Origin of the sequence: Pseudonocardia aurantiaca (assembly GCF_039526725.1) — a bacterium.
Lineage (GTDB): Bacteria > Actinomycetota > Actinomycetes > Mycobacteriales > Pseudonocardiaceae > Pseudonocardia > Pseudonocardia aurantiaca.
In genome coordinates this window covers 342,234-369,222 of the sequence record NZ_BAAAJG010000010.1, presented here as the reverse complement: position 1 = coordinate 369,222, position 26,989 = coordinate 342,234, and the positions used below count along the sequence as shown (strand labels likewise).

Here is a 26,989-nt window from a genome sequence, read left to right as displayed (position 1 = left end):
GATGACGCACCCGCTGACGACCGAGAAGGAGCCGGACGTGCCCGTCAACGGGTTCCTTGCGCAGATGCACCTCGACCCGGCGGGTCCCGACCGCTGGTCGGCGGGCACCGGAGGTGGGCCGGCCGGCGTCGCCCGCGGAGTGCTGGCCGCGCAGGCGATGGTCGCCGCCGGCCGGTCGGTGGACACCCGGTGGCGCTGGGTGCACGCCGTGCACGTGACCCACCTCGGCGAGGGCGAGCCGGCCGGGCCGGTCGAGCACCGGGTCGAGCGGGTGCACGACACCGACCACGGGGCCGTCCGCCTGGTCCGCTCCGCGCAGGGCGGGAACCCGCTCGCGCTCGCGACGGTCACGTTCGCCACGCCACGCAGGGGCCGCGGCCCGACCCACCAGGACGCGCCCGCGCCCGACGACCTCCCGGACCCGCACGCGCTGCCGGCCACGGTGACCGCAGGCTCGCTCGACGTCCGGCACGTCGACCGGCCGCGCTGGGAGCGGGCCGCCACGCCGGCGGCGCGCAACCGCATCTGGATGCGGTTCACCGAGGAGATCCCCGACGAGATCCTGCTGCACGCCGCCGCGCTCGTGCGGGCCGCCGACCTGCTGCTCGTCGAGCCCGTGGCGCCGCCGCCCACCGGGGAGTGGACCGACCTGGAGACCGGCCGCGGGCTGCGCACCGCCGCGCTGGACCTGTCGGTCCGGTTCCACCGCGGCTTCCGGGCCGACGACTGGATCCTGCACGAGCACGAGTCCCCGTCTGCGGCCGACTACCGCGCGTTCACGACCGGCCGGTTCCTCTCGTCGATGGGCCGGCTCGTCGCGACGGTCTCCCAGGAGACCGCGCTGCTGCCGGTGGCGGAGCACACCACGGCCGCACTGTCGTCGGCCGGGCCGCGAACACCCGAGGATGGATGAGAAGGAGCGAGACGATGTTCCACCACGTGGCGGTGGCGTCGAAGGACGTCAAGAGGTCGCACAAGTTCTACACCGAGGCCATGGGCTTCACCCTGAAGAAGGTGGTGAAGCGGCAGAGCCCGGAGGGCGGCTGGACCAAGCACATCTTCTACGACACGGGTGACGGGCAGTACTTCGCAATCTGGGACCTGCAGGGCATCGAGGGCGTTGTCGTCGAGCCCGACAAATGGCAGGGCGGGATGGGCAACGGCCTGCCCTACTGGATCAACCACATCGCGTTCGACTGCCACGACATCGGCGGCCTGGAGGAGTGCAGGCAGCGCTGGATCGACCACGGCTACAACGTCGTCGAGGTCAAGCACGAGTTCATCCACTCCATCTACACGAAGGACCCGGACGGGACGCTGGTCGAGTTCACGTTCGACACGCAGCCGCTCACCGAGGCCGACGAGGAGGAGGCGCGCGAGCTGCTGGCCGACGACAGCCCGGCGCAGGTGCCCGAGTACGAGGGCGTGCAGCACAAGTCGCCGCACTACCAGGCCCGCCGGGCGGCCGAGAAAGCCGCAGAGAACGGCGCGGATCTCGCCGACGCCGGGGGGGCGATCTGACCCACGCGACCGGGACGTCCGTCGTCGTGCAGCTCTGGCTCGGGCTGCCGACGGGCGCGCGCGTCCCAGCCGGGGCCTGGACGGTGATGCGCACGCGGCTGGCGAAATCCGCACCGGACGGGGCACCGCTGCCTGTCCCCGACGCGCCGTTCGACGTGCTGGTCGAGGTCCGGGTGCCAGTGGCCGCCTCGGCCGGGGATCCGGCGGTCGTGGTGGCGGTGGACGGCGCGCTGGCGGCCGTCCCCGCCGTCGACCGGGCCCGCAGCGCGGTGCTCGCCGGCGTGGAGCACGTCGTCGTCGCAGGTGACGGCCCGGTGCGCGCCGTCGGGCTCGTGCGGCGGCGCCCCGGACTCGACCACCCGCAGTTCCTGGAGCACTGGCGCGAGCGGCACGTCGTGTTCGCCCGGCGGGCGGCTGTGGGCGCCGGCTACCGGCAGCTGCGTGCCGACCGGGCGGCGAGCGAGGCGCTCGCGACCCGCCTCGGGATCGCGCCGGCCGGTTTCGACGGTGCCGGGATGCTGTTCTTTCCCCACGAAGCCGCGATGGCGGCGGTCCGGGCGACGCCTGCGGTCCGCCGCGACGCGACCGCGGACGAGATGCGGTTCGTGGACCACGGCCGGTCCTTCTTCGTGGCGGTCAGTGCCCTGAGCACGGCATGAGGAACCCCTGCCCCGCTCCCCAGGGCGGGGGTTCCTTCGTCGTCCAGGATCAGGCCGGGTCCGGGACCGCGGGAAGCAGCGGCAGCGCTGGGAGCCGATCGCCGTCCCAGCCGTCCGGGTCCGGGCCTGCGGTCTCCGGGCCGTCCCAGGTGTCGGTCGCGGACAGCGGGACGAACGCGTAGAGCCGCCGCATCGCGTCCCGGCCCAGGTAGGTCACCAGCGCGGGCACGTCCGGGTCCGGGCCGGCGACCATCTCGGTGAGTGCGGCGAGCCGCCGTGCCGGGTCTGGGTCCCGCAGGTCGAGCAGCTCCGCTGCGTCGGCGGCCTGCGCTGCGTCGGGCCGGGTGCGGCTCGCGCGCAGGAGGGCGTGGGCCAGCAGCAGCTCCTGGCCCGCGGCGCGCGGGGCGAGCCGGGCGGTGACCAGCGAGCTGAGCGGGGTCAGCTCGCCGTCGACGGGCTCTGGCCAGACCAACGGCAGGAGGCCGGTCCGGGCGCCGAGCACCTCGCAGATCGCGACGCGGCCCAGCGCGTCCCACCAGAACCGCTGCGCGGCCTCGGGGTTGTGCGCGCTTGGCCGCTGCACGTCCCGCGCGACCCCCGCGACGAGCAGCAGCGCGGCCGCGACGGTGAAGTAGTCGAGGGCCGCCCGGTCGATCCCGCGGCCGGAGACCGCCCGGTACTCGGCGAGGAACGCCCCGAACGCGCCGCTCGGGTAGAGACACTCGCGGAACCGGGTGTAGCCGAGGTCGGACGTGGGGTCGCCGAGGTGCGCGATCTCCCAGTCCAGCACTGCCGTCAGGCGCCCGCCGTCGGCCATGAACTGGTTGGGTCCCGCGTCCCCGTGCAGTAGCCGCCGCTCGGTGCCGGCGGGGGCGTTCTCCCCGAGCCAGCGGACCGCGAGGTCGATCAGCGGGTCCGGGCGCCCGACGCGGGCCGTGACGGACGCGTGGTCGGCGAGCGCGGCGGCCACCGGTCCCGGCCGGTCCGGGCCGTCGCCTGCCGCCGCCAGGCGGGCCCGTGCCTCCGGGCCGAGGTCGAGGTCCGGGTCGAGGTCGTGGATTGTGGCGAGCTGCCGGGCGTACTGGCGCATCAGCCCGGACCGCACCGCAGGCGGGAGGTGCTGCAGCACTCCCACTCCGCCGACCCGGCCGACCAGCACGGCCCCCGACAGCTCGTGCAGGCCGAGCAGCTCGGGCGCCGCCACGCCGGTGCCCTGGACGGCGGCCAGCGCGGCCGCCTCCCGGGCCGTCCCGAAGGTGCTCAGCATGACCGAGCGCCGCACGACCGCGGGTGGCAGCCGCGGGAACTTGAGGAACAGGGCCCGCTCGCCGCGGGCGGTCTCGACGTCCACGGTCCAGTTGGGCCGCCAGCGGTCCACCGGCCGGGCCCGGACGATCCGCCCGGACGTCACAGATTCGACCCAGCCCGCGACCGCCGGGTCGAGCCCGGCCGGCGGGGCGGGAGAGGAGGCATCGGTCGTCGTCGCCATCGGTGGCTCGGCCTCCTCAGGGAGCTGGGATCGGGTCAGCGTAGCCAAACACTGTTAGCCCAGGGGTGCCCGGTGGCGATAATCAATCTCCGATCGGTTTTGAGGTTGACAACGCTGTTTGGTTAGCGCCACGATCACCGGACGGCAAGGCGCGGCCACCGGCCGCCCCGCGACTGCGAAGGAGCAGTTGCCTCATGGTCGATTCCCATCAGCACTTCTTCGACGAGCTGAACTGGTTCGACGAGGAGCACTGCACCCGCATGGACGACGAGCTCCGGTGGGCCCGCAGCGAGTGCCCGGTCGTCCACACGAACTACGACGGTGGCATGCACGTCGTGACCCGCTACGACGACCTGCGGGCCGTGGCCGAGCATCCGGACGTCTTCAGCTCCTCGATGCCGGGGGTCAACCAGGTCCCGGTCGCGCTACCGCCGCTGGACCTGGACCCGCCGCTGCATCGCGACTTCCGCACGTTCCTCAACCGGCCCTTCTCCCGGGCGTCGCTGTCGCGCTACCAGCCGGTCATCGAGCAGCTCGCCGACGACCTGATCGACGGCTTCGTCGAGGACGGGCGCGTCGAGTTCGTCAGCCGGTTCGCCATCCCGTTCACCGCGGGGTCATTGGCGAAGGTCGTGCTCGACGACGACAACGAGGACCGGCTGCGGCGCGCGATCGACGCGGTCACCGCGGTGTCGGTCGACAACTCCCCGGAGTCCTTCGGGGTCGTCGCCGGGATCGCCGCCGAGCTGATGGCCGAGCGGGAGAGCACCGGAGCCGTGCGTGACGACTTCCTCCAGTCGCTCGTCGACGCGACGGTCGAGGACGGCCGCCCCCTGACCCAGACCGAACGCCTCGGCGTCGTCACCGTGCTCCTGCTCGGCGGGCTCGACACGACCCGTGGCGCGCTCGCCTACATCGGCCGCTACCTCGCCGAGGAGCCGGGCATGGAGGAGCGGCTGCGCCGTCCGGACTGGACCAAGCGCGACCTCGACGAGCTGCTGCGCTTCACGTCCACGGTCTCGGTGATGGGCCGCCTGGTGACGAAGGACAACGACCTGCTCGGGGTACCGCTCAAGGCGGGCGACCGGCTGGCCGTGCACTGGCGCTCCGGTAACCGCGACGAGTCCAAGTTCGACAATCCCGACCGGCTCGACTTCGAGCGCAGCCGCAACCCGCACGCTGCGTTCGGCATCGGGATCCACCGGTGCCTCGGCCAGCACTTCGCCCGGCTCCAGTTGGAGATCGCGGTGAACCGGCTCCTCGCCCGGCTGACGAACTTCCGCATCGCGAGCGGAACCGCGGTCAAGGAAGCGGCCGGGATCAGCATCGGCGCGCCGGAGGAGATGCACCTGGCGTTCGACCACGTCGCCACGCCGGCTGCCGCCACGGTCGCGGAGGGGCAGCGATGACCGGCGCACCTCCGCTGACGATCGACGGCCGGCCGGTCGCGGCGCAGCGGACGTTCGACGTCGTCGACCCGGCACTCGACCAGGTCACCGGGCAGGCCCCGGACTGCACGCCCGACCAGCTCGAACAGGCCGTCACCGCGGCGGCCCGGGCCCAGCGCGAGTGGCGTGCCGACGAGGACGCCCGGCGGAAGGCCCTGCTCGCTTTTGCGGACGCGATCACGGCCGCGTCCGACGAGCTGACCGCCACGCTGAGCCGGGAGACCGGCAAGCCGCTGCCGGTGGCCGGTGCCGAGCCGGGGATCTGCGCGACCTGGCTCCGGTACTACGCGGGGATGGGCATCCCGCGCGAGCTGCTGCAGGACGACGCAAGCGCGCGGATCGAGCTGGCGCACCGCCCGCTCGGTGTGGTCGCCGCGATCACCCCGTGGAACTTCCCGCTCGGGCTGGCGATGTGGAAGATCGCCCCGGCGCTGCTCGCGGGCAACACCGTGGTGCTCAAGCCCTCGCCGTTCACCCCGCTCTCGTCGCTCCTGCTCGGCGAGATCGGCCGCTCGGTGCTCCCGCCCGGCGTGCTCAACGTGGTCACCGGCGGCGACCGGCTCGGCGCCGACCTCGTCGCCCACCCGGTGCCGCGCAAGGTGACGTTCACCGGGTCGGTCGCGGGCGGCAAGAGCGTGGCCGTGTCGGCCGCGGCCGACCTCAAACGCGTCACGCTGGAGCTCGGCGGAAACGACGCCGCCATCCTGCTGCCCGACGCCGACCTCGCGACCGCCGTGCCGGTGCTGGTCGGGACGGCGTTCTTCAACACGGGGCAGGCATGCGCGCTGCCCAAGCGGATCTTCGCCCCCGCGCAGACCTACGACGCCGTCGTCGAGGCGTTCGGCGCCGCGGCCCGCGCGGTCACCGTCGGCCCGCCCTCGGACGCGTCCGCGCAGCTCGGCCCGCTCTCCACCCGGCCCCAGTACGAGCGGGTCGCGGGTCTCGCCGCGGACGCGGTGCGCCGCGGCGCGCGGGTCGTGGCCGGCGGGCACCCCGTTGACGGTCCCGGGTTCTTCTTCGAGCCGACGATCCTCGCCGACCTCGGCGACGACGCGCCTGTCGTCGCGGAGGAGCAGTTCGGGCCGGTCCTGCCGATCCTGCGCTACGGCACCGTCGACGAGGCGGTCGAGCGGGCGAACGACACCACATTCGGGCTGTGCGGCTCGGCGTGGGGTGCCGACGAGGAGCGGGCCGCGGCCGTGGCCGAGCGCCTCCAGTGCGGCACGACCTTCGTCAACACCCACGCCGAGCTGCCACCCACCGTCCCGTTCGGCGGTGCGAAGTGGAGCGGCGTCGGACAGGAGAACGGTGTCGCGGGCCTGCTGGCGTTCACCGAGCCGCAGGTCGTGCACCGGAAGAGAACGGGAGCCCTGGCATGAGGACGAAAGCGGCGATCCTTTGGGAGGTCGGCACGCCCTGGAGCGTGGAGGAGGTCGAGCTCGACGACCCGCAGCCGGGCGAGGTGCGGGTCAAGCTCGCCTCCAGCGGGCTGTGCCACTCCGACGACCACGCCGTGAAGAACGACATCCCGACCGGGCTGCCGATCATCGGCGGCCACGAGGGCGCGGGCGTGGTCGAGGAGGTCGGGCCGGGCGTCACCCGGCTGAAGCCCGGCGACCACGTCGTCATGGCGTTCATGCCGGCGTGCGGGCACTGCCGGTGGTGCGCGAGCGGTATCTCGGTGCTCTGCGACTACGGCGCGGTCATCATGTCCGGCCTGCCGATCGCCGACGGGAAGCCGCGCACCCACGCCCGCGGGCAGGGTCTGATGCGGATGTCGCTGCTCGGCACGTTCAGCCCGTACGCGGTGGTGCACCAGGACTCCTGCGTCAAGATCGACGACGACATCCCGTTGGAGCTCGCGTCGCTCGTCGGGTGCGGCGTCGCCACCGGGTTCGGCGCCGCGGTCAACCGGGCCCAGGTCGGGCCGGGCGACACCGTCGTCGTGGTCGGCACCGGCGGCGTCGGCTCCAGCGCGGTGCAGGGTGCGCGCATCGCGGGCGCGGAGCACATCGTCGCGGTCGACCCGATCCCGTTCCGTCGCGAGCAGGCCGAGCTGCTCGGCGCGACCCACTCGGTGGCGTCGATGGAGGAGGCGATGCCGCTGGTCACGGAGCTGACCAGGGGCGTCATGGCCGACCGCACGATCCTGACGGCCAGCCTCGCGACCGCCGACATGCTCAAGCCGCTGATGCTGCTCACCCGCAAGGGCGGCCGCGCATGCCTGACGTCCACGGCGAACCCGGGCATCGACAAGGTCGAGCTGCTGCTCGTAGACGTGATCTTCGGACAGAAGGAGATCGTCGGGAACGTCTTCGGCGGCTGCAACCCGCACGCCGACCTGCCCAGGCTGCTGTCGCTGTACCGCACGGGCGAGCTGAAGCTCGAAGAGCTGGTGACGAAGCGCTACTCGCTGGAGCAGGTCAACGAGGGGTACGACGACCTGCTCGCCGGCCGGATCATGCGCGGGATGATCGTCTTCTGATGGCCGGCGCTCCGTGGCCCGACGTTGTGGCGGTCGGGGCCGGCGCGGCGGGATCACGGCCGCCGGCGTGGCGATCGACCGGACGCGCGGGTCCGCGACGTCGACGACGTGCCGATCCCCGGGCTCTTCGCCGCGGGTGAGGTGGCCGGCGGCGTCTTCGGCGACCGGTACGCCGGTGGCGGGAACGCGATCGCGAACGCCGTGGTGTTCGGCCGGATCGCCGGCCGCAACGCGGCCGTATTGACCCAACGTTGACAGGAGACGAGATGACCCAGGCTCCCGACCGGCCGGCGTTCCCGCTCGACAACACCGACCCTGCGCTGCTGCAACGGCTTCCCGAGACCCTCGCGGAGATGCAGGGCCGCTGTCCCGTCGCGTGGAGCGACGCCTCGGGCGGGTTCTGGGCGCTGACGAAGTACGACGACGTCGTCACCGCGTCGAACGACTGGCAGACCTACACCGTGACCAAGGGGATCATGATCCCGCCGACGGGCGCGAGCATGCCCGTCATCCCGGCCGAGCTGGACCCGCCGCGGCACACGTCGCTGCGCAAGCTGGTGCTCGCCGACTTCACCGACAAGGCGCTGCAGAGGTGGCGACCGGGCCTGGAGAAGATCGTCGACGAGGCATTCGCCCCGCTGCTGCCTGCCGGGCGGGCCGACCTCGTCCGCGACATCGCACACCCCGTCCCGGTGCTCGCCATCAGCCTGATCCTCGGGATCGACTCGGACTGGCGGCGCGTGCGCGAGCTGGCCGCCAACTTCATCCAGGCCACCGGGCAGCCGGAGCTGGCCCGGCAGCGGGCCAAGGAGCTGGAGGCGTTCCTCGAGGACGAGATCGACGCCCGGCGCGGCAGGCCGGTCACCGACCTGCTCGGCTCCTACGTCAACGCCACGATCGACGGGAAGCCGATCCCACCGACGGAGCTGCTCGGGCTCGTGCAGCTGATGGTCGTCGCCGGGCACGAGACCACCGTCAACGGCATGGGCACGATGATCTACCGCCTGGTCACCGAGCCCGGCCTGCGCGAGCGGGTGCTCGCGGACCGGTCGCTGGTCGGCCCGGTCATCGACGAGACCCTGCGGCTGCACCCGCCGGTCTGGAACATGGGCCGCACCGTCGCCCAGGAGACCGAGGTGCGTGGCGCCACCCTGTGTCCCGGCGAGAAGGTGATGCTCGTCTACGGCGCGGCCAACCGCGACCCGGAGAGGTTCGCCGAGCCGGACCGGTTCGACGTCGACCGCCCTGGCCTGAGCAGGCACCTCACGTTCGGCATCGGCCGCCACCGCTGCATCGGCGAGCCGCTCGCCAAGCTGGAGTTGCGGCTCACGCTGGAGTACGTGCTCGACAACCTGCCCGACGTCGAGATCGACGGCACGCCGGTGTGGGGCGGGGGCACCAACCAGCACGGCCTCCGGTCACTCCCGGTGCGCTTCACACCCAGCCGCACCTGACCGTCTGATCGCCGCACGTCACCGGGCCGCGCCGACGCGGTCCGGCCATGCGTGCTGCCGTATCCAGGAGGACTTCGATGAGGACGACCCGACCTCGGTGGCCCGTCCCTCTCGACGCCGTGGCGGCTGCCCCCGCGGACCTGCTCGCGCGCTTGGGAGGGGCCCGATGAGTCCCGTTGGGATCGAGATCCTGCCCGATTGGGTCGCGCGGCACGCGCGGGTCCGGCCGGCGGCGGTGGCGCTGGCCGTCGCCGAGACCGGCGAGACTGTCACCTGGGGTGCGTTGGAGGACCGGGTCGGCCGGCTCGCCGCGGTGCTGCGCGACGACCTCGGCGTCGGGGTCGGCGACCGGGTCGCACTCGTCGCCGAGAACGACTGGCGGGTGCTGGAGCTGCAGTTCGCGTGCATGCGGATCGGGGCGATCCTGGTGCCGCTGAACTGGCGGCTCGCCGTCGCCGAGCTGGTCGCCATGCTCGCGGACGCGGAACCGGCGGTGCTCGTGCACGACGCGGAGTGGAGCGGGCTGGCCGACCGACTGCTCACCGCGGTGCCAGTCCCGAGCCGGCTCGGCTGGGGGACGCCCGCAGCAGGCTACGACGGCGCCATCGCGTCAGCCGCGCGCCCCGTGCCGGGCCGGGACCTCGACCCGGACGCGGCCACCCACGTGCTGTACACGTCCGGGACGACGGGCTTGCCCAAGGGTGTGATCTGCACGAACCGGACGCTGGTGACCCAGGCGCTGAACCTCGCGCACACCAGCCGGATGGCCGAGCGCGGCCGCCACCACCTGAACATCGTCCCGCTGTTCCACGCAGGCGGGCTCAACGTCTTCACCAACCCGGCGCTGTACTGGGGCGGCCGGGTCACGACGACCCGCCGATTCGACGCGCGGGCCACACTCGACCTGCTCACCGACCCGGACCTGCGCATCACTCACCTGTGCGGGGTGCTGCAGAACTACGAGTGGCTGGTCCGGCTCGACGGGTTCGCCGCGGCGCGGTTCCCCGCGCTGGAGACTGTGCTCTTCGGCGGCTGGGGGCCCTCGACGCTGGAGATCTACCGGGCGTTGCGCGCCCATGGGATCCAGGTCCAGCTCTCGTACGGCGCGAGCGAGATCGGGCCGAACGTGTCGATCCTCGCCGCGGCAGACGACGAGGCCGCGGCGGCGGGCTCGTCCGGGACCGTGGTGCCGCACCTGCGTATCCGCCTTACCGGCGCGGACGGCGCGGAGGTGGCGGCGGGCGAGGTCGGCGAGCTGTGGGTCCGCGGCGGCGGCGTGACCCCGGGCTACTGGCGGCAGCCGCGCGAGGAGTTCTTCGACGGGCCCTGGTTCCGCACCGGGGACGCGGGGCGCCTCGACGCCGCCGGCCACCTGTACATCGTCGGCCGGATCAAGGAGGTCTACCGGACGGGCGGGGAGAACGTGTACCCGGCGGAGGTCGAGAACGCCCTGGCCGGTCTGCCGGGGGTGGTCGAGCTGGCCGTGGTCGGCGTGCCCGACGCGACGTGGGGTGAGACCGGCCTGCTCGCGGTGGTGCTCGCGCCCGCCGCATCGGTCACCCTCGACGAAGTGCGGGCGTACGCCGAGGGTCGGCTGGCCCGCTACAAGCTCCCGTCCCACCTACTGGTGTTCGACGAGATGCCGCGCAGCGCCACCGAGAAGGTCGCTCGGGCACGGATCCGCGAGCACTTCGAGAAGCTCGCCACCGAACCGTCCGGACGCCCGTCGTGACGGGACCCCTCGCGGGCGTGCGTGTGCTCGAGCTCGGCGGCATCGGCCCCGGCCCGTTCGCGACCCTCCAGCTCGCCGGCATGGGCGCCGACGTCGTGCGGGTCGACCGCGTCGGGGACGTCGGCGGGCCGGACGCCGGGCCGGTCCCGCTCGCAGCGGGCAAACGTTCGGTCGCGGTCGACCTGCGCGCCCCCGGCGGCGCGGAGGCGGCGCTCGCCCTCGTCGAGCGGGCCGACGTCCTCGTCGAGGGCTTCCGGCCGGGCGTGGCCGAGCGGCTCGGGCTCGGCCCGGGGGCCTGCCACGCCCGCAACCCCGCGCTGGTCTACGGCCGGATGACCGGCTGGGGCCAGCACGGCCCGTGGGCGCAGTCGGCCGGCCACGACATCAACTACATCGCGCTGACCGGGGCGCTGCACGCGATCGGCCGGGCTGATGGCCCGCCGGTCGTCCCGCTATGCCTGGTCGGCGACCTCGGCGGCGGCGGGATGTACCTCGTCGCCGGCGTGCTCGCCGCGCTGCACGAGGCCCGCGCCACCGGACGGGGCCAGGTGGTCGATGCCGCGATCGTGGACGGCGTGGCCGCGCTCATGGGCCCGATCTACGAGATGGCCGCGGCGGGGGAGTGGGTCGACCGGCGCGGCAGCAACCAGCTCGACTCGGGCCGGCCGTGGTACGACGTGTACCCCGCGCGCGACGGCCGGTACCTGGCCGTCGGCGCGATCGAGGACCGGTTCTACGCGCGGTTCGCCGAGCTGCTCGGGCTGAGCCCCGAGGAAGCGGACCGCACCGACCCGGGCTGCTGGCCGGCGTTGCGCGAGCGGATCGCGGCGCGGTTCGCCGCGCACGACCGCGCGCACTGGGAGGCCGTCTTCGCCGGCACCGACGCCTGCGTGAGCCCGGTGCTCGCGATGGGCGAGGCGCCCGCCCACCCGCACGTCGCCGCGCGCGGCACGCTGGGCCCGGCCGGGACCGCCCCCGCGCCGCGCTTCGACGCCCACCCGCCGGCCTCGCCCCGGCCGGGCCCGCGGGCCGGCGAGCACACCACGCAGGTGCTGGCCGACTGGGGCGGGGACGTCGCCCTCGACGGGCTTCTCGACGCCGGGGCCCTCGCCCAGTGGACGCCGGCCGTCTCGCCCTCGGGGAGACCCACATGACCGAGACACCGCCAAGCGCCGAGGTGGCGGCCCGGCTGGCGTTCTCCCAGGCCGTCCGGGCCGGTGGGCTGGTCTTCGTCTCCGGGCAGCCCGGCGTGGACGGCGCGGGTCGCGTGGTCGGCGACGTCACCGCGCAGGCGCGCCAGGCCTTCGCCAACCTCGACGCTGTGCTGCGCGAGGCAGGCTCGGACCTGGCGCACGTCGTGCGGTTCACGACGCTGCTGCGGGACATCGCCGACCTGCCGGCCGTCGTCGGGGTACGGCGGGAGTTGCTGCGCCCGCCGTACCCCGCCGACACGGTCCTGCAGGCGGCCGCACTCGCCCGCCCGGAGTTCGCGCTGGAGATCGACGCGATCGCCGTCGTCCCCTGACCGTCCGGCGCCGGGCGGTCAGCCGGCCGCCGGAGGCTCCAGCGGATCGAAGAACTCGCCCTGCTGCACGAGCTTGCCGCCATCGACCTTGGCCTCGATCGTCGCGAACGCCGCCACCCGCGGGAAGTCGGGCTCGGCGGGCGGGTCCTGCACGCCCGGGTACGGCGGCACGGTGCCCAGCTCGATCGGCGTCTCGATGCTCCCCAGCGCGTCGAGCACGCTCTGCGGGCCCTCGACCGTCCTGCCGTCGAGCAGCTTCGCCAGGAACCGGACGCCGGTCCACGCGTTGAGCCCCAGGTCGTCGATGCGGACCTGCGGGTCCTTGGCCGTCATACCGCTGACGAACTCGGCGATCTCCGGCACGTCGGTGGACGTCGTCGGCACCAGCCGGGACATGACCGTGATGCCCTCGGCGGCCGCGCCGAGCGCCGCGATGCTCGACGGCGGGAACAGCGAGGACGGCCCGGTGATGATCCCCGTGTACCCGGCCTGCCGCAGGGCCTGGACGACCTTCGCCGCGTCCTCCGGCGTCGTCGCGAGGGAGATCCCGTCGGGGCGGAAGGCGAGCGCAGCCGCTGCGGGGGCGGCGTAGTCCGGTGCGTTGAGCGGGAGGGTGACGGAGTGGACGGTGCCGTGCGCGATCTCCGCGCCACGGGCGGCCTGCTGCCCGCCGATCTGGGCGTTCTCGTTCTCACCCGCCATCACGACGACGTTTGGCCCACCCAGCGTCACCGCGCGCGAGCCGGCGCCGATGCCCATGCCCGGCGCGCCTGCGTGCAGCGGGTAGGACGCCGGGCTCTCCAGCTCGATCGGGCCGGCCGTCCCGCTGCCGGCCAGCCACGCGATGCCGGCTTCCTCCAGCAGCGGCATGACCGCGCCGGCGTTCGGGGTCGTGCCGCCGACCACCGCGACAACGCCCTCGTCGATCGCCTCGCGGGCGCACGACGACGCTTCGTTGGGGTCGAAGTTGTCGTTGCAGAAGGAGGCCTCGACCGGCCGGCCGCCGATACCGCCCGCGGCGTTGATCTCCTCGACCGCGACCTCGACGGCCGTGCGCACCTGCGGGACCGAGAACTGCTGGCTCTGGAAGGACGCGATCGTCATGATCTTGATGGGGTCCGCGGCGCCGCCGGTCCCGGACGGCGAGCCGGCGCAGGCCGTGGTCACGAGTCCCGCGGCGACGAGGACGGCGGCCGCCGAGCGGACGCGTCGTGTGGACATTGGCAGAACCTCCACGTTAAGGCTGAGCCCCGACCGAACAGGAGCGTAACCTAACAGCATTGGGGAACGGGACCCCTCGGAGCGCCCGAATTGCGCGCTGTGCCTACCTCTCCTTCCGCGGCCGCTTTCTCGCTGAGTGTGATTGCCGCTGGCCTTAGCCTGTCGTGGCGGTCCGACGAGGCGGTGTACGCCGAGCGGCGCTTGACTCGTACCTGCCTAGCGCTGTTGGATTCTGGTCGGGAAACCGGTCACTGCTCGTCACCAACGAAGGGGACGCATCCGTGTCACGACTCCATGGCAAGGTCGCGATCGTCACGGGTGGTGGCGGTGGCATCGGCTCGGCGATCAGCGCCCGCTTCGCCGCCGAGGGCGCCCGTGTCGTCGTGGCGGACGTCGACGGCGACCGGGCGAAGGCCGTCGCGGCCGAGTTGGGTGCGGCGGTGGCGCCCGTCGTGCTCGACGTGACTTCAGCGCCGTCGTGGGAGCACGCGGTCGACGCCACCGTCGAGGCGTTCGGCGGCCTCCACGTCCTGGTCAACAACGCCGGCTACTTCCGGCCCGCGCCTCTGGAGTCGGCCACCGAGGACGACCTCCGGCGCAGCTTCGAGGTCAACCAGCTCGGCCCGTTCCTCGGCATCAAGGCCGCGCTCGGCCGGATGCCCGAGGGCGGCTCGATCGTCAACGTCTCCTCGGGCGCCGGCATGTACGGGACGCCAGGGCTGGCGGTGTACGCCAGCACCAAGTTCGCCGTCCGCGGGCTCACCCGGTGCGCCGCGATGGAGCTGGGCGCCCGGGGGATCCGGGTGAACTCGGTGCACCCCGGCGGGATCGACACCCCGATGGTGAACCGGGGTCCGGAGAGCGCCGCCGCGTACCGGGCCCTCCCCGTCCCGCGGATCGGGAGTCCCGAGGAGGTCGCCGCGATGGTCGCGTTCCTCGCCTCCGACGAGAGCTCCTACTGCACAGGTGCGGAGTTCGTCGTCGACGGCGGGATGGGCGCGGGCCCGATGCTGGCCGCGACCGGGACGGCGGGCCGCCGATGACCGTCACCGCGTCCGAGGGCCGCCGCACCGACGTGCTGCTGCGCGCCCGCGGGCTCGTGGCCGGCTACGGGGACCTGGCCGTCGTGCACGGGGTGGACATCGAGGTCGGGCCCGGGGAGATCGTCGCGCTGCTCGGGCCGAACGGCGCGGGCAAGTCCACGACGCTGCTCACCCTCGCAGGCGCCCTCGCCCCGCTCGGCGGCACGGTCGAGTGGCGCGGCGACCCGGGAGCCGGCGCGCTGCACAAGCGGGCCCGCGAGGGACTCGGGTTCGTGCCCGAGGAGCGGTCGGTCTTCATGGGCATGTCGGTGCGGGACAACCTGCTGCTCGGCTCCGGCGGCGTCGAGCCCGCGGTCGAGCTGTTCCCGGAGCTGGGCAAGCTGCTCCACCGCAGGGCAGGCCTGCTCTCCGGCGGCGAGCAGCAGATGCTCACGCTCGCCAGGGCGCTCGCCCGCCGGCCCCGGGTGCTGCTGGCCGACGAGCTGTCGCTCGGGCTGGGCCCGATCGTGGTCGACCGGCTGCTCGCTGCCATCCACCACGCCGTCGAGACGCAGCGGCTCGGCGTGATCCTCGTCGAGCAGCAGGCCCGGCGGGCGCTGCAGGTCGCCGACCGCTGGCACCTGATGCGCCGCGGCACGCTCGTCGCGAGCGGCTCGGGCGCCGAGGGCGTGGCGGGCATCGAGGCCGCCTACCTCGCCGACGACACGACCGCCCAGCCTGCGACCGGCCCCGCCCCGGTGCGCTGACCACCCACGAACGCGGAACCAGAGGTAGCGACTGATGGACGTCATCCGGTTCGTCCTGATCGGACTGGGCGCGGGCGCGCTCTACGCGCTCGTCGCGCAAGGCATGGTTCTCGTGTACCGCGGGTCCGGCGTGCTGAACTTCGCGCAGGGCGCGTTCGTCATGGTCGGCGCGTACGCCTACTACGACGTCACGGTCCGGCGCGGGCTGCCGCTGGTCGTCGGGCTGGTCGCCGCGGCGCTCGCCGGCGTGGTGGTCGGCGTGCTCGTGCACCTGGTGATCCTGCGGAACATGAAGACCTCGTCGGCGCTGCTGCGGGTGGTGGCCACCCTGGCGGTGCTGATGGTGCTGCAGGCCGCTGCCGTGCTGGTGTTCGGCGTCGACGTCCTCTCGGTCCCGTCGCTGCTGCCGACCGGCACCATCGAGATCGTCGCCGGGGCCCCTGTCGGCGCGGACCGGGTGATCCTCTTCGCCATCGGCGCCGTGTCGACCGCGGCGCTGTGGGCGGTCTACCGCTACACCGGGTTCGGCCGGGCGACCAGCGCCGTCGCCGAGAACGAGCGGGCGGCAGCGAGCCTCGGCCACTCGCCCGACAGGATCGCCGCGATCAACTGGGGCGTCGGTTCCGGGCTCGCCGCGCTGGCCGGCGCGTTCATCGCGCCGATCACGTTCGTGCAGCCCACTCAGCTCGCGTTGCTGGTCGTCCCGGCGCTCGCGATCGGGCTCGTCGCGAACTTCCGGTCCTTCCCGCTGGTGTTCGCCGCCGCGCTGGGGCTCGGCGTCATCGAGTCGCTGATGGCCCGCTACGTCACGGCGCCGGGGCTCTCCCAGAGTGTCCCGTTCGTGATCGTCATCGTGATGCTCGTCGTGCGCGGCCGCGGCCTGCCGCTGCGCAGCCACGTGCTGGACCGGCTGCCCCAGGTCGGGCTCGGCCGGATCCGGCCCGTCCCCGTCGCGGTGACGTTCGTGCTGCTCGTCGTCGTGCTGACCCAGTTCCTGTCCATGAGCTGGACGGACGCGTTCACCGTCACCATGGGGTTCGCCGTCCTGTGCCTGTCGGTCGTGCTGATCGTCGGGTACGCCGGTCAGCTCTCGCTCGCGCAGTACGTGCTCGCGGGCATCGCGGCACTGGTCGCCGCGCGGCTCGTCGCCTCGCTCCGGTGGGGCTTCCTGCCCGCGTTGGCCGGCGCGGTCGTCGTGACGACGCTGGTCGGGCTGGTCGTCGCGGTGCCCGCGCTACGCACCCGCGGTATCAACCTGGCCATCGCGACCCTCGGGCTCGCGGTCGTGCTCTTCAACGTCGTGCTCAACAACTTCGAGTACTCCGGCGGGACCAGCGGCATCCGGGTCCCGGCCGTCACGCTCCTCGGGCTGGACCTCAACGCGATCCGCCACCCCGAGCGCTACGCGGTGTTCGCCGCGGTCGTGCTCTTCGCAGTCGCTATCGCCCTGCTGAACCTGCGCCGCGGGGCCGCGGGCCGGCGGCTGCTGGCGGTGCGGTCCAACGAGCGCGCGGCCGCGGCGCTGGGGATCAGCGTGTACGGCGTCAAGCTCTTCGCGTTCGCCGCCGCCGCCGCGATCGCCGCGCTGGCCGGGATCGTGCTCGCGTTCCGCAGCAGCGCCGTCATCTCAGCCCAGTTCGCCACGTTCCCGTCGATCACGGCCGTCGCCGTGACGGTGGTCGGGGGCGTCGGGCTGGTCGGCGGCGGGATCATGGGCGCGACCCTGCTCCCCGGCGGGCTCGGTTCGGAGCTGCTCTCCGAGATCGAGGGCATCGACGCCTGGCTGCCGCTGATCAGCGGGCTCATCCTGCTGTGGATCCTCGTCCGGGAGCCCTCCGGGCTGTGGGCGGTGAACGTGCACGCGGCACACCGGGTCGGTGCGCTCATGCGCCGGGCGCTGCCTGCCCGGCCGCGCAAGCCCGTCCCGGTGCCCGCCCCGGAGTCCCCTGCCGGGGAGACGGCGGCGGTCGAGCGCGTCCCCGCCCTGACCCTGCGGGTCGACGGGCTGCGGGTCACGTTCGGCGGTGTGGTCGCCGTCGCGGATGCCGGGTTCGAGGTCCGCCCCGGTGAGGTGCACGGGCTGATCGGCCCCAACGGGGCCGGGAAGACCACGGTCATCGACGCGGTGACCGGATTCGTGGCACCCGCGGGCGGGCGCGTCCGGCTCGGGGACACGGACGTGACCGGCTGGAGCCCGCGCCGGCTCGCGAGCGCCGGACTCGGCCGGTCGTTCCAGTCGGTGGAGCTCTTCGACGACCTCAGCCTGCGCGAGAACCTCGCGGTGGCGTGCGACCGCTGGAGCCCGTGGCGCTATCTCGTCGACTTCGTACTGCCCGGCCGGGTCCGCCTGACCGGGCCCGCGCTCGCGGCGGCGCGTGAGTTCGAGCTGCAGGCGGAGATGGAGCAGAAGCCCGCTGAGCTGTCCATGGGGCGGCGCCGGCTCGCCGCGATCGCACGGGCGGTGGCCGCGTCCCCGTCCGTGCTGCTGCTCGACGAGCCGGCCGCCGGCCTGAGCGACGCCGAGGCTCGCCACCTGGCCCGGCTGGTGCGCAAGCTCGCCGCAGAGTGGGGCATGGGGGTCCTGCTGGTCGAGCACAACATCGACATGGTGCTCGCGGCGTGCGACCGGGTGACCGTGCTGGCGGCCGGCGCGGTGCTGGTCTCGGGCACTCCCGACGAGGTCCGCGACGACCCGATGGTGCTGGAGGCGTACCTGGGCACCCGCCCGGCGGACGCGGACCACAGCGCCGACGCCGACGACGTCATGGTCCGCGAGGTCGTCAGCTGACCGGGCCGGCTCAGCCCAGGATCTCCCTGAGCTGCGTGACGGCCGCGAGCTGAGCGGGATGGCCGGGTTCGAGCGGCGCGATCTTGAGTGTGGTCACGCCGGCCTTCCGCAGCGTCTCGATCCGCTCGGCGACCGCGGTGCGCGGGCCGACGAGGGAGACGGCGTCGACGAGGTCGGCGGGCACCGCGGCGGCGGCCTCCTGCTTCCGCCCGTCGAGGTAGAGGTCCTGGATGGTGGCGGCCTCGCGCTCGTAGCCGTAGCGGCCGGCGAGCGCGGTGTAGAAGTTCCGGCCGCGCGCACCCATGCCGCCGATGTAGAGCGCCAGCAGCGGCCGCACCTCGTCCAGCAGGGGGCCGGGGTTCTCGGTGATCGCGAACGGGAGCCCGACTGCGATGTCCAGGGTGCCCAGCGACGGATCGCGCCGCGCCAGCCCCTCGGCGAGCGCGTCACCCCACGCCAGCTGGGCCTTCTCGGGGTGGAAGAAGATCGGCTCCCAGCCTTCGGCGATCTCCGCGGCGAGCGCGACGTTCTTCGGGCCGATGGCGGCGATGCTGACCGGGATCCGCTCCCGCACGGGGTGGTTGATCAGCTTGAGGGGCTTGCCGAGGCCGGTACCCCGGCCGGCCGGCAGCGGCACCTGGTAGTGCCTGCCGTCGTACTGCACCTTCTCGCGGCGCCACACCTGCCGGCAGATCTCGACGATCTCACGGGTGCGCGCGACCGGGGCGTCGTACCGGACGCCGTGGAAGCCCTCGACGACCTGCGGCCCGGATGCGCCGATGCCGAGGGTGAACCGGCCGTCGGAGACGTAGTCGAGGCCGGCGGCGGTCATCGCGGTGAGCGTGGGGGTGCGGGAGTAGAGCTGCAGGATGCCGGAGGTGATCTCCAGCCGTTCGGTGCGCGCCGCGAGGTAACCCAGCTGGCTCACCGCGTCGAACGAGTACGCCTCCGCCACGCTGACCATGTCCAGCCCGGCCGACTCCAGCTCCGCGATCCGGGCGACCGACTCCTTGAAGTTGCCGCCGTACGCCAGCTGCATCGCGATCCGCATGTCAGCTCCCCGTCCGGTCCGTGATGAGGGAGGACGGTGCGAACCGGCCGTAGCCGCCCCGGTAGAAGACGAGCGGGAGCGCGTCGCCGGTGCCGTCGAGGTGACGGACGCGGCCGACGACCAGGTAGTGGTCGCCGGCGGGCGTGATGCTCTCGACGTCGCAGTCGATCCAGGCCGCCACGCCGTGCAGCCGCGGCGCACCTGACGGGGCCGGCGACCACGCGACGCCGGCGAACTTGTCGCCTCCCCGCGCCGCGAACGCGTGGCAGAGCTCCTCCTGGTGGGCGCCGAGGACGTTGACGCAGAAGGAGCCCGCGGTCCGGATGCGGGGGAAGCTGGTCGAGCTCTTGGCCGGGAGGAACGCAACCAGCGGCGGCTCGAGCGACACCGACGTGAACGACCCGACGGCCATCCCGGCGGGCTCCCCGTTGGCGTCGATGGCCGTCACGATCGTGACTCCGGTGGGGTAGTGGCCGAGCACCCGGCGGAAGTGCCGCGGCTCGACCGCCGCCGGCCGTGCGGGCCTCATCCGACCGGCCCCTGGCTCGGAAAGCCGGGCCCGGTGCGGCAAGGTCGGTGGCGGCACGACGTGGTGGTGCTCGCAGGAGCAGTCCCGCACCGCCTGAGCGGGTACGCCCGACCAGGCTCTGCACACAGATACGCACCGCCGCGGCGCGTGAGAACTACATCAGAGCTGTTGGATCTTGCCGGATCAGCCCTCGTGTGCATCTCACGACGCGACTGGCCGGTGCTGGACGCGTATGTGTGTGCAGAGCCTGGGGCGCCTCGGGGGCGCAGGCACGGCACGCCCGAGCGCGATGCTGCGCACTGGGTGGCCGAAGCGCGCAGCACGGTGGCGGAGAGGTCGACCGCGTGCACGCCGGCCAGTCCGCCGCCCCGCCTTCCGACGGGCGTGCGGACCGCTTCGACGATCACGGCGTCGCGCATGGGGCTCCTTCTCTGGCTGGTCAGTGCAGCTGGGGGACGACCCGCGAACCGATGAGCTCAACCATGTCGCGGTACTCGCCGGGGGGCTGCCCGCCCATGTCGAGGTAGATCAGGTTGGTGTCGGCGCTGAGCATTTCCGCGGCCCCGTTCAGCCGGTCGGCGACCTCGTCCGGGCTGCCGACCAGGGCCGGCCCGCGCGTGGTGAGGAAGTCGAAGTCGAACGCCTTCTTGATGAAGGCCGGTGGGTCCGGGTTCACCCGCGGGATGATCTCCTTCATCATCTCGAAGTACGCCCGGTACCGGGGCTCCCAACGGGCCCGCGCCGCCTGGCTCGTCTCGCCGACGTTGACGTGCCAGCACGCGCCGACCCGCGGCTCGTGCGCGTGCCCGTAGGCGGCGAAGCGCTCGCGGTAGGTCTCGACGACGGGCTTGAACATCTCCGGGTTGCCGAACGCGCTGGGCAGCATCAGGTCGAGCCCGAGGCGCGCGGCCAGCTCCGAGGTGGACTCCGAGGCCCCCCCGCCGATCCACAGTGGCACCGGGCGGACGGGCGGAGGCTGCAGCACGAAGTCCTCGATCGGCGCGCGGTGCGCCGAGCCCGGCCAGTTCACGGTCTTGCCGCTCCACAGCTGCACGAGCAGCTCGACGGCCTGCTGGAACAGCTCGTGGGAGTCCTCGATCCGCTGCCCGAACAAGGTGTAGGTCGAGACGAAGAAGTTGCCGCGGCCGACCACGACCTCGCACCGGCCACCGGACAGGACGTCGACGGTGGCGTAGTCCTCGGCGGCGCGCACCGGGTCGAGGTTCGCCGCGAGCGTCACCGCCGTGGACAGCCGGACGTTGCGGGTGCGCTCGCCGATCGCGGACAGGATGACCGGCGGCGCCGACGTCGTGTACTCGAGGCCGTGGTGCTCGCCGACGTGGACGCCGTGGAAGCCGGCCTCGTCGGCGACGACTGCCGCCTCCACGATCGCGCGGTGCCGTTCCGCGGCGGTGTCGCGGCGTCCGGTGATCGGATCGGTCACCTGGTCGCCCAGGGTCATCAGGCTCAGTCTCATCGTGTGCCCTCCCGCGTGGCGTTCTCAGCCACACTATCAATCACTGTTTGGTTTAGCCACTGTATCCTGTCGTTGTTGGGTTGTCGCGCAGCACGCTGACGGGAGAGTCGTGATCGAGGTCATCGAGGTGAGCCCGCGCGACGGGCTGCAGAACGAGTCGGTCCTGCTGCCGACCGCGGCGAAGGTGGAGCTGATCGCGCGCGCCGTCGCCGCGGGTGCGCGGCGGGTGGAGGCCGTCTCGTTCGTGCGGCCGGACGCGGTGCCGGCGATGGCGGACGCCGAGACCGTGATGGCCGGGGTCGAGCGCCGGCCCGGCGTCTCCTACATCGGTCTCGTGCTCAACCGCCGGGGTTTCGAGCGGGCTGTGGCGGCGGGCGTCGACGAGGTGAACGTCGTGGTCCCGGTGACCGAGACCTTCAGCAGGCGCAACCAGAACGCGGGTGCCGAGGACCTGATGCGGATGGCCGAGGACGTCGCCGCGCGCGCCGTCGACGCCGGAATGCCGTGCTCGGTGACCTTCGCCGTCGCGTTCGGCTGCCCGTTCGAGGGCGAGGTCGACCCGCGGCGTGTGGTGGCGCTGGCGGTGCGCGCCGCGCGGGCCGGGGCCGGCGAGGTGGCGCTGGCGGACACGATCGGCGTCGGGGTCCCGGCGCAGGTCCGGTCGCTGGTCGGCGCGGTCCGGGAGGCGTTGGCCGGGGTCGCCGACCCCGCGCTGCGGATGCACTTCCACAACACCCGGAATACGGGCTACGCGAACGCCGTGGCGGCCGTCGACCTCGGTGTCACCCGCCTCGACGCGAGCATCGGCGGGATCGGCGGTTGCCCGTTCGCCCCGCGGGCGACCGGGAACATCGCCACCGAGGACCTCGTCTACCTGCTCGAACGCAGCGGCCTGCGTACCAGCCTCGACCTGGAGCAGTTGGTCGACACCGCGAGGTTCCTCGGCGAGGCGCTCGGGCGCCCCGTGCCCGCGCTGCTGCCCCGGGCCGGAGGGTTCCCTTCGCCGGTACCGGCGTGACTCAGGCCGAGGCCTTCGTCGACCGTGCCCGGCGGCTCGACGCGCGCTTGCGGGTGGCGGGCGCCGCCGCAGCGGCCGGTGCCGGGGCGCCGCCGCGCTCGATGGCCTTCAGGACGACGGTGTCGACGATCTTCTCGCAGACGATGTCGAAGATCTCGTCGGGCGACAGGGATCGCTGCTCGACGGCCCGCGCCAGGTTCGGAGCCTTCTCCGGGTCTGGTCCCTGGCCGCCGGCCGGGTCCTCGCCCGCCTCGTGCAGCGCGCTGCCGATCGCGTACAGCTCCAGCGCTTCGAGCATCGGGGCGATCGCGCCGGTCGGGACGTTCTCCTCCTCGAGCCTGGCCACCGTGGCGTCCATCTGGGCCTCACCGATGCCCAGCGGCCGACGGCGCAGCATCACCGGGACGAGGTCGGGGTGCTCGCGGAAGGCCTGGCGCAGCCGCCGGTTGTTGCGCAGGATCCATACCCGCCACGGCTCGTCGTGGGTCTGTGGCGTGCGGACCTCGTCGAGGGCGAGCTTCGCGGCCCCCACGACGATCTCTTCCTTGTTCTCGAAGTGGTGGTAGAGCGAGGCGCCGTTGACCTTGAGGGCGTCGGCCAGCCGGCGGATACTGAGCGCGTCGATGCCCTCGTTGTCGATGATGTCGAGCGCGACCTCGAGCGCCTTGCGCTTCGAGATCAGCGGGACCTTGGGGCGCGCCATGCCATGGCCTTCCTCGTCGAGTGAGCCGAGGATATCAAGCGTCAGTGGATTTGTTTGATCATCTCGGGTCGTGCCCCGGAGGGACGGCGGTGGCGAGCAGTCCTTGCAGCACGCGGCGGTCGAGGTCGAGCCTGGCTGAGACCGTCGTCGCGGCATCGTCGACGAGCAGCGACTTCGCGGCGTGCACGGCCGCGCGCGGAAGCGCGGCGATCCGGCTGGTCCGCTCGGCTACGAGTCGCGCGAGCTCGTCCGCGTCCTGGGCGAGCGCCGTGACGAGGCCCATGCGGCGCGCCTCGGCCGCGTCGAACGTGTCCCCGAACAGCATCAGCTCGGTGGCCCGCTGGTGCCCGACCAGGCGGGGCAGCAGGAGCGTCGACGCCGCCTCTGGCACCAGCCCGAGCGGCACGAACGGGAGCCGGAACGTGCTGCGCTGGGTGGCGTAGACGAGGTCGCAGTGCAGCAGGAGCGTGGTGCCCACCCCGATCGCGGGCCCGTCGATCGCGGCGACGAGCACCGCGCGCAGCGTGGACAGCGCGGCCAGGAACCGGACCGGCGGAGGGGCGTCGCCGACCGGGGGGTTCGCGGCCATGTCCTGTAGGTCGCTGCCGGCGGTGAACGCGCCGCCCGTCCCGGTGAGGACGACGGCGGCGGCCCCGGCGCGGTCCGCCGCCGTCAACGCGTCGGCCAGCGCGGCGTACATCGCGCTGGTGATCGCGTTGCGCTTCGCCGGCCGGTCCAGCCGGACGGTGACGACATCGTTGTCGGTTGTGACTCGCACGGCGTCGAGGTCCGCCATCAGCGCCGGACCCGGGCGCCGGCCGCGGCGAACAGTGCGGCGATTCCGTGGCCGATGCCCTGCGCGGCACCGGTGACGATCACGGTACGGCTGGTGAAGTCGAAGCGGATCGTCACGAGCGTCGCACGTCCTTCCAGGGGATGTCTCGGTCCACCCGTGGCTCGCCGGGCAGCCCGAGAACGCGTTCGCCGAGGATGTTGCGCAGCACCTCGGAGGTGCCGCCCTCGATCGAGTTGGCAAGCGAGCGGAGGTAGGACTTGCGCACGTCCGCCCCGCCGTGAACCGCGGTCGAGTCCGGCGCGGTGCGCTCGTAGCCGTCGATGAGCAGGCCGGCGTCGCCGGACAGGTCCACGCAGAGCTCGTAGATCGCCTTGTTGAGCTCGGCCATCTGGAGCTTGGCGATCGACCCCTCCGGTCCGGGCTCGCCGGTTCGGGCGGCGGCCCGGACGTTGGTCAGCCGGGCGGCCTCGGCCCGCGTCCACAGCAGCATCAGCCGTTCCGTGCTCGCGGCGTCGGCCCGGCCCTCCGCCACCGCCGTCCGGTAGACCTCGACAGCGCGGGCGATCGGGCCCTCCCCGCGACCGGTGCTCCGCGCTCCGAGCGAGACTCGCTCGTTGGCCAGGGTCGTCATCGCGACACGCCAGCCCTGGCCGACCCCGCCGAGCACGCACTCGACCGGGATCCGCACGTCGGTGAGGTAGACCTCGTTGAACTCGTCCTCGCCGGTGAGCTGGCGCAGCGGCCGCACCTCGACCCCGGGGGTGCGCATGTCGAGCAGGAAGTAGGTCAGGCCCCGGTGCTTCGGGACGTCGGGATCGGTGCGGGCCAGCAGGATCCCGAACCGGGCGACGTGCCCGAGCGAGGTCCAGATCTTCTGCCCGTTGACGACGAACGCGTCCCCGTCGCGCACCGCGCGGGTGGCCAGCGCGGCGAGGTCCGACCCGGCTCCCGGCTCGGAGAACAGCTGGCACCAGATCTCCTCGCCCGAGAAGCAGCGCCGCAGATAACGGGCCTTCTGCGCCGGCGTGCCGTGCGCGTGGATCGTCGGCAGCGCCATCCCGAGGCCGATCACGTTGCGCGCCGTGTGGTCGGCGGCGCCGGCCTGCAGGAAGCGCTCCTCGACCGCGGGCTGCAGGGACGCGTCGAGCCCGCGCCCGCCGTGGCCCTCGGCGAAGTTCACGACAGCGAGCCCGGCGTCGAACCGGGCCTCGCGGAACGCGCGGTCGGCGTCCCGGTCGGCTGGGTCGGGTACGGGGTGGGCGCGCAGGAACTCGGCCACGGCGTCGTCGAGTGCGGCGTCATGGATGGCCGTGTCGTGGGTCGCCGCGGGCCGCGTGACGTCGAGCAGCTCGGCGAGCCGGGCGCGGTGGTACGCGGGGGAGCCGAGCAGCAGCTGGCTGCTCTTCGCGCGTTTGAGGTGCAGGTGCGCGGAGTGCTCCCAGGTGAACCCGATCCCGCCGTGGATCTGGATGTTGTGCGCGGCGACCTGCTGGTAGACGTCGGAGGCGACCGCCCGGGCGAGCGCCGCCGAGACCGGCAGCCCGGCCGGGTCGTGCACCGCGGTCCACAGCCCGTGCTGCACGACCGACCGGGCCGACTCGACGTCGACGAGCATGTCCGCGCACCGGTGCTTGATCGCCTGGAACGAGCCGATGGCCCGGCCGAACTGCATCCGCGTGCCGGCGTACTCCACCGCGGTCGCCAGCACCCTGGCGGCGCCGCCGAGCTGCTCGGCGGCCAGGTACAGCGCGGCCATATCGGCGGTGCGCCGCAGGGCGGGGCCGGCGCCGCCCTCGCTGCCGACAAGCCGGGCGGGCACCTCGTCGAACCGCAGCTCGGCGAGCTTGCGGGTCAGGTCGAGCGTGATCAGCGGCGTGCGGGTGAGCCCGGCCCCTTCGGCGGTGACGGCGAACAGGCTCGGTCCGGCGTCCGTGTGGGCCCCGACGAGCACGAGGCCGGCGGTCGCGCCGTCGACCACGATGCCGGCCCGACCCGACACCGCCCATCCACCGTCGGTCCGGCGGGCCGTGAGGGTGGACGCGGCAGGCTCCCGGCCGGCCCACGCCAGAGCGGCGATCGTCGTGCCGGCGGCGAGCCCTGGCAGGTACTGCGCCGCAGCCTCTCCGTCGCCGATCTCCAGCAGCGCCGTCGTGGCGAGCCCGACGCTGGCGAGGAACGGCCCGCCGTGGAGCGCCGCGCCCATCTCCTCGAAGACGACACCCAGCTCGACGGCCGTCGCTCCGCTGCCGCCGTGCCGTTCGGGCACCACGAGCCCCTGCAGCCCGATCTCGCCGGCCGCCTGGGCCCAGACCGCCGGGTCGTAGCCCGCCGCAGTCTCCATGAGTCGGCGGACCTCGTCCTCGGCTGCCCGTTTCTCCAGGAAGTCACGCACGACCACGCGCAGGCCCTCGGCGTCCTCGCCGGGAGTGAAGCTCACTGGTGCCTCGTCTCGTCGCCGATCCGTCTCACCCGGATCATAACCATATGCTGTTCGATTGAACGCGACGAAAGGACAGAGCATGGGTGCCGATGAGACCGGGCCGCTCGCCGGGAAACGAGCGCTGGTGACGGGCGCGAGCCGGGGGATCGGGGCGGCCATCGCCCGCCGGTTCGCGGAGCAGGGTGCCGACGTCGCCCTCGCCGCGCGCAGCACCGGCGCGATCGACGCGCTCGCCGAGGAGCTGGGAGAGCTCGGGGTGCGGGCACTCGCCGTCCGGGCCGACATGACCGACCGGGAGTCCCTGCGCGCCCTCATGGAACGCGTCGGGCACGAGTTCGGCGGGCTCGACATCCTCGTGAACAACGCGGGCGTGCTCCCGCAGGCGAAGCTCGCCGAGGAGCACGACTGGGCCGACTGGGACGCCGCGATCGGCCTCAACCTGTCCGCACCCTGGTACCTGGCCTGCCGCGCGAAGGAGCTGATGGGGGACGGCGGCGTGGTCGTGAACAACGCCAGCACCGCGTCGTACTACCCCTCGCGCGGGCTCGTCGCCTACAACGTCAGCAAGTCCGCGATGGTCATGCTGACCAGGGTGCTCGCGCTGGAGTGGGCACGTGACGGGGTGCGGGTCGTCGGGGTCGCGCCCGGGAAGATCGAGACCGATCTGGTCCAGCCGATCCTGCGCTGGACCGAGAAGCGTGGCGTGCCCGTCAACCCGATGCGCCGCGTCGGTGCTGACCACGAGGTGGCCGACCTCGTCGCGTTCCTGGTCTCCGACCGCGCCGCCTACATCACGGGGGTGACCGTGCCGATCGACGGCGGCGAGTTGCTCACCGCGGGCTCCGAACCCGGACGCTAGCGATC

The 26,989-nt window shown here is 73.3% G+C and carries 24 protein-coding genes and 1 pseudogene; 16 read left to right on the top strand and 9 right to left on the bottom strand.

Features of this window, described 5'->3' with window-relative positions; genetic code table 11:
• Position 1 precedes the first annotated feature (1 nt).
• The 3 genes from ABD143_RS17375 to ABD143_RS17365 are packed head-to-tail and all read left to right on the top strand — an operon-like array spanning position 2 to position 2,180.
• Positions 2-913, top strand: a complete 912-nt coding sequence (locus ABD143_RS17375) for an acyl-CoA thioesterase (protein WP_343978914.1) — start codon at positions 2-4, stop codon at positions 911-913.
• Positions 914-927: 14 nt separating this feature from the next.
• Complete coding sequence (locus tag ABD143_RS17370; protein ID WP_343978911.1) at positions 928-1,521, top strand: VOC family protein; 594 nt, start codon at positions 928-930, stop codon at positions 1,519-1,521.
• Positions 1,522-1,547: 26 nt separating this feature from the next.
• A complete protein-coding gene (locus ABD143_RS17365; protein WP_343978908.1) occupies positions 1,548-2,180 on the top strand; it encodes an EthD domain-containing protein in 633 nt (210 codons plus the stop codon).
• A gap of 49 nt (positions 2,181-2,229) precedes the next feature.
• On the opposite strand, the gene ABD143_RS17360 is transcribed toward ABD143_RS17365, so the two are convergent.
• The gene (locus ABD143_RS17360; protein WP_343978905.1) at positions 2,230-3,669 is read right to left on the bottom strand and encodes a phosphotransferase; all 1,440 of its coding nucleotides are present in this window, start codon (positions 3,667-3,669) and stop codon (positions 2,230-2,232) included.
• Between the two features lie 194 nt (positions 3,670-3,863).
• On the opposite strand from ABD143_RS17360, the gene ABD143_RS17355 reads away from it, so the two are divergent.
• From ABD143_RS17355 to ABD143_RS17320, 8 genes are all read left to right on the top strand, one after another.
• A complete protein-coding gene (locus ABD143_RS17355; protein WP_343978902.1) occupies positions 3,864-5,078 on the top strand; it encodes a cytochrome P450 in 1,215 nt (404 codons plus the stop codon).
• Positions 5,075-6,496: an aldehyde dehydrogenase family protein gene (locus ABD143_RS17350; RefSeq protein ID WP_343978899.1), complete on the top strand. Its 1,422-nt coding sequence runs from the start codon at positions 5,075-5,077 to the stop codon at positions 6,494-6,496. The genes ABD143_RS17355 and ABD143_RS17350 overlap by 4 nt, the downstream gene beginning before the upstream one ends.
• Positions 6,493-7,602 carry an NDMA-dependent alcohol dehydrogenase gene (locus ABD143_RS17345; RefSeq protein ID WP_343978896.1) on the top strand — a complete coding sequence of 370 codons (1,110 nt, stop codon included), beginning with the start codon at positions 6,493-6,495 and terminating at the stop codon, positions 7,600-7,602. The genes ABD143_RS17350 and ABD143_RS17345 overlap by 4 nt, the downstream gene beginning before the upstream one ends.
• Before the next feature lie 24 nt (positions 7,603-7,626).
• Positions 7,627-7,857, top strand: a complete 231-nt coding sequence (locus ABD143_RS17340) for an FAD-binding protein (RefSeq protein WP_343978893.1) — start codon at positions 7,627-7,629, stop codon at positions 7,855-7,857.
• 11 nt (positions 7,858-7,868) lie between these two features.
• Positions 7,869-9,056, top strand: coding sequence for a cytochrome P450 (locus ABD143_RS17335; RefSeq protein WP_343978890.1), 1,188 nt, complete (start codon positions 7,869-7,871; stop codon positions 9,054-9,056).
• Positions 9,057-9,222: 166 nt separating this feature from the next.
• Positions 9,223-10,788, top strand: coding sequence for a class I adenylate-forming enzyme family protein (locus tag ABD143_RS17330; protein WP_343978887.1), 1,566 nt, complete (start codon positions 9,223-9,225; stop codon positions 10,786-10,788).
• Positions 10,785-11,942 carry a CaiB/BaiF CoA transferase family protein gene (locus tag ABD143_RS17325; RefSeq protein WP_343978884.1) on the top strand — a complete coding sequence of 386 codons (1,158 nt, stop codon included), beginning with the start codon at positions 10,785-10,787 and terminating at the stop codon, positions 11,940-11,942. Before ABD143_RS17330 ends, ABD143_RS17325 begins: the two co-directional genes overlap by 4 nt.
• On the top strand, positions 11,939-12,313 hold the full coding sequence (locus ABD143_RS17320; protein WP_343978881.1) for a RidA family protein: 375 nt from the start codon (positions 11,939-11,941) through the stop codon (positions 12,311-12,313). The genes ABD143_RS17325 and ABD143_RS17320 overlap by 4 nt, the downstream gene beginning before the upstream one ends.
• A gap of 18 nt (positions 12,314-12,331) precedes the next feature.
• On the opposite strand, the gene ABD143_RS17315 is transcribed toward ABD143_RS17320, so the two are convergent.
• Positions 12,332-13,534: an ABC transporter substrate-binding protein gene (locus ABD143_RS17315; protein ID WP_343978878.1), complete on the bottom strand. Its 1,203-nt coding sequence runs from the start codon at positions 13,532-13,534 to the stop codon at positions 12,332-12,334.
• A 281-nt stretch (positions 13,535-13,815) separates the two neighbouring features.
• Between ABD143_RS17315 and ABD143_RS17310 the strand changes: the two genes are divergently transcribed.
• The 3 genes from ABD143_RS17310 to ABD143_RS17300 are packed head-to-tail and all read left to right on the top strand — an operon-like array spanning position 13,816 to position 18,111.
• Positions 13,816-14,577: an SDR family NAD(P)-dependent oxidoreductase gene (locus ABD143_RS17310; RefSeq protein WP_343978875.1), complete on the top strand. Its 762-nt coding sequence runs from the start codon at positions 13,816-13,818 to the stop codon at positions 14,575-14,577.
• Positions 14,574-15,323 carry an ABC transporter ATP-binding protein gene (locus ABD143_RS17305; protein ID WP_343978872.1) on the top strand — a complete coding sequence of 250 codons (750 nt, stop codon included), beginning with the start codon at positions 14,574-14,576 and terminating at the stop codon, positions 15,321-15,323. Before ABD143_RS17310 ends, ABD143_RS17305 begins: the two co-directional genes overlap by 4 nt.
• Positions 15,324-15,357: 34 nt before the next feature.
• Positions 15,358-18,111 (top strand): ABC transporter permease subunit, encoded by a 2,754-nt coding sequence (locus ABD143_RS17300; RefSeq protein WP_343978869.1) that lies wholly within the window; start codon positions 15,358-15,360, stop codon positions 18,109-18,111.
• Positions 18,112-18,121: 10 nt separating this feature from the next.
• Here ABD143_RS17300 and ABD143_RS17295 read toward each other — a convergent pair whose 3' ends face one another.
• The 4 genes and pseudogenes from ABD143_RS17295 to ABD143_RS17285 form a co-directional block, all read right to left on the bottom strand.
• Complete coding sequence (locus ABD143_RS17295) at positions 18,122-19,162, bottom strand: LLM class F420-dependent oxidoreductase (protein WP_343978866.1); 1,041 nt, start codon at positions 19,160-19,162, stop codon at positions 18,122-18,124.
• A 1-nt stretch (position 19,163) separates the two neighbouring features.
• Complete coding sequence (locus tag ABD143_RS17290; RefSeq protein WP_343978863.1) at positions 19,164-19,691, bottom strand: flavin reductase family protein; 528 nt, start codon at positions 19,689-19,691, stop codon at positions 19,164-19,166.
• Between the two features lie 275 nt (positions 19,692-19,966).
• Positions 19,967-20,110, bottom strand: a pseudogene (locus ABD143_RS38215) (acetyl-CoA C-acetyltransferase); the annotation flags it as partial.
• Positions 20,111-20,130: 20 nt separating this feature from the next.
• Complete coding sequence (locus ABD143_RS17285) at positions 20,131-21,153, bottom strand: LLM class flavin-dependent oxidoreductase (RefSeq protein ID WP_343978860.1); 1,023 nt, start codon at positions 21,151-21,153, stop codon at positions 20,131-20,133.
• 124 nt (positions 21,154-21,277) lie between these two features.
• On the opposite strand from ABD143_RS17285, the gene ABD143_RS17280 reads away from it, so the two are divergent.
• Positions 21,278-22,186 (top strand): hydroxymethylglutaryl-CoA lyase, encoded by a 909-nt coding sequence (locus ABD143_RS17280; RefSeq protein WP_343978857.1) that lies wholly within the window; start codon positions 21,278-21,280, stop codon positions 22,184-22,186.
• A gap of 1 nt (position 22,187) precedes the next feature.
• Here the strand turns inward: ABD143_RS17280 and ABD143_RS17275 are convergent, their stop codons facing one another.
• The 3 genes from ABD143_RS17275 to ABD143_RS17265 form a co-directional block, all read right to left on the bottom strand.
• The gene (locus tag ABD143_RS17275) at positions 22,188-22,889 is read right to left on the bottom strand and encodes a TetR/AcrR family transcriptional regulator (protein ID WP_343978854.1); all 702 of its coding nucleotides are present in this window, start codon (positions 22,887-22,889) and stop codon (positions 22,188-22,190) included.
• A gap of 58 nt (positions 22,890-22,947) precedes the next feature.
• Positions 22,948-23,667: an enoyl-CoA hydratase-related protein gene (locus ABD143_RS17270; protein WP_343978850.1), complete on the bottom strand. Its 720-nt coding sequence runs from the start codon at positions 23,665-23,667 to the stop codon at positions 22,948-22,950.
• A 130-nt stretch (positions 23,668-23,797) separates the two neighbouring features.
• Positions 23,798-26,122: an acyl-CoA dehydrogenase family protein gene (locus ABD143_RS17265; protein ID WP_343978847.1), complete on the bottom strand. Its 2,325-nt coding sequence runs from the start codon at positions 26,120-26,122 to the stop codon at positions 23,798-23,800.
• Positions 26,123-26,204: 82 nt separating this feature from the next.
• Between ABD143_RS17265 and ABD143_RS17260 the strand changes: the two genes are divergently transcribed.
• The gene (locus tag ABD143_RS17260) at positions 26,205-26,984 is read left to right on the top strand and encodes an SDR family NAD(P)-dependent oxidoreductase (protein WP_343978844.1); all 780 of its coding nucleotides are present in this window, start codon (positions 26,205-26,207) and stop codon (positions 26,982-26,984) included.
• Positions 26,985-26,989 lie beyond the last annotated feature (5 nt).

Coding starts and splice junctions, on each gene's coding strand:
- ABD143_RS17375 (WP_343978914.1), top strand. CDS start 2: ATGACGCACCCGCTGACGACCGAGAAGGAGCCGGACGTGCCCGTCAAC.
- ABD143_RS17370 (WP_343978911.1), top strand. CDS start 928: ATGTTCCACCACGTGGCGGTGGCGTCGAAGGACGTCAAGAGGTCGCAC.
- ABD143_RS17360 (WP_343978905.1), bottom strand. CDS start 3,669: ATGGCGACGACGACCGATGCCTCCTCTCCCGCCCCGCCGGCCGGGCTC.
- ABD143_RS17355 (WP_343978902.1), top strand. CDS start 3,864: ATGGTCGATTCCCATCAGCACTTCTTCGACGAGCTGAACTGGTTCGAC.
- ABD143_RS17350 (WP_343978899.1), top strand. CDS start 5,075: ATGACCGGCGCACCTCCGCTGACGATCGACGGCCGGCCGGTCGCGGCG.
- ABD143_RS17345 (WP_343978896.1), top strand. CDS start 6,493: ATGAGGACGAAAGCGGCGATCCTTTGGGAGGTCGGCACGCCCTGGAGC.
- ABD143_RS17335 (WP_343978890.1), top strand. CDS start 7,869: ATGACCCAGGCTCCCGACCGGCCGGCGTTCCCGCTCGACAACACCGAC.
- ABD143_RS17330 (WP_343978887.1), top strand. CDS start 9,223: ATGAGTCCCGTTGGGATCGAGATCCTGCCCGATTGGGTCGCGCGGCAC.
- ABD143_RS17320 (WP_343978881.1), top strand. CDS start 11,939: ATGACCGAGACACCGCCAAGCGCCGAGGTGGCGGCCCGGCTGGCGTTC.
- ABD143_RS17315 (WP_343978878.1), bottom strand. CDS start 13,534: ATGTCCACACGACGCGTCCGCTCGGCGGCCGCCGTCCTCGTCGCCGCG.
- ABD143_RS17305 (WP_343978872.1), top strand. CDS start 14,574: ATGACCGTCACCGCGTCCGAGGGCCGCCGCACCGACGTGCTGCTGCGC.
- ABD143_RS17300 (WP_343978869.1), top strand. CDS start 15,358: ATGGACGTCATCCGGTTCGTCCTGATCGGACTGGGCGCGGGCGCGCTC.
- ABD143_RS17295 (WP_343978866.1), bottom strand. CDS start 19,162: ATGCGGATCGCGATGCAGCTGGCGTACGGCGGCAACTTCAAGGAGTCG.
- ABD143_RS17290 (WP_343978863.1), bottom strand. CDS start 19,691: ATGAGGCCCGCACGGCCGGCGGCGGTCGAGCCGCGGCACTTCCGCCGG.
- ABD143_RS17285 (WP_343978860.1), bottom strand. CDS start 21,153: ATGACCCTGGGCGACCAGGTGACCGATCCGATCACCGGACGCCGCGAC.
- ABD143_RS17275 (WP_343978854.1), bottom strand. CDS start 22,889: ATGGCGCGCCCCAAGGTCCCGCTGATCTCGAAGCGCAAGGCGCTCGAG.
- ABD143_RS17260 (WP_343978844.1), top strand. CDS start 26,205: ATGGGTGCCGATGAGACCGGGCCGCTCGCCGGGAAACGAGCGCTGGTG.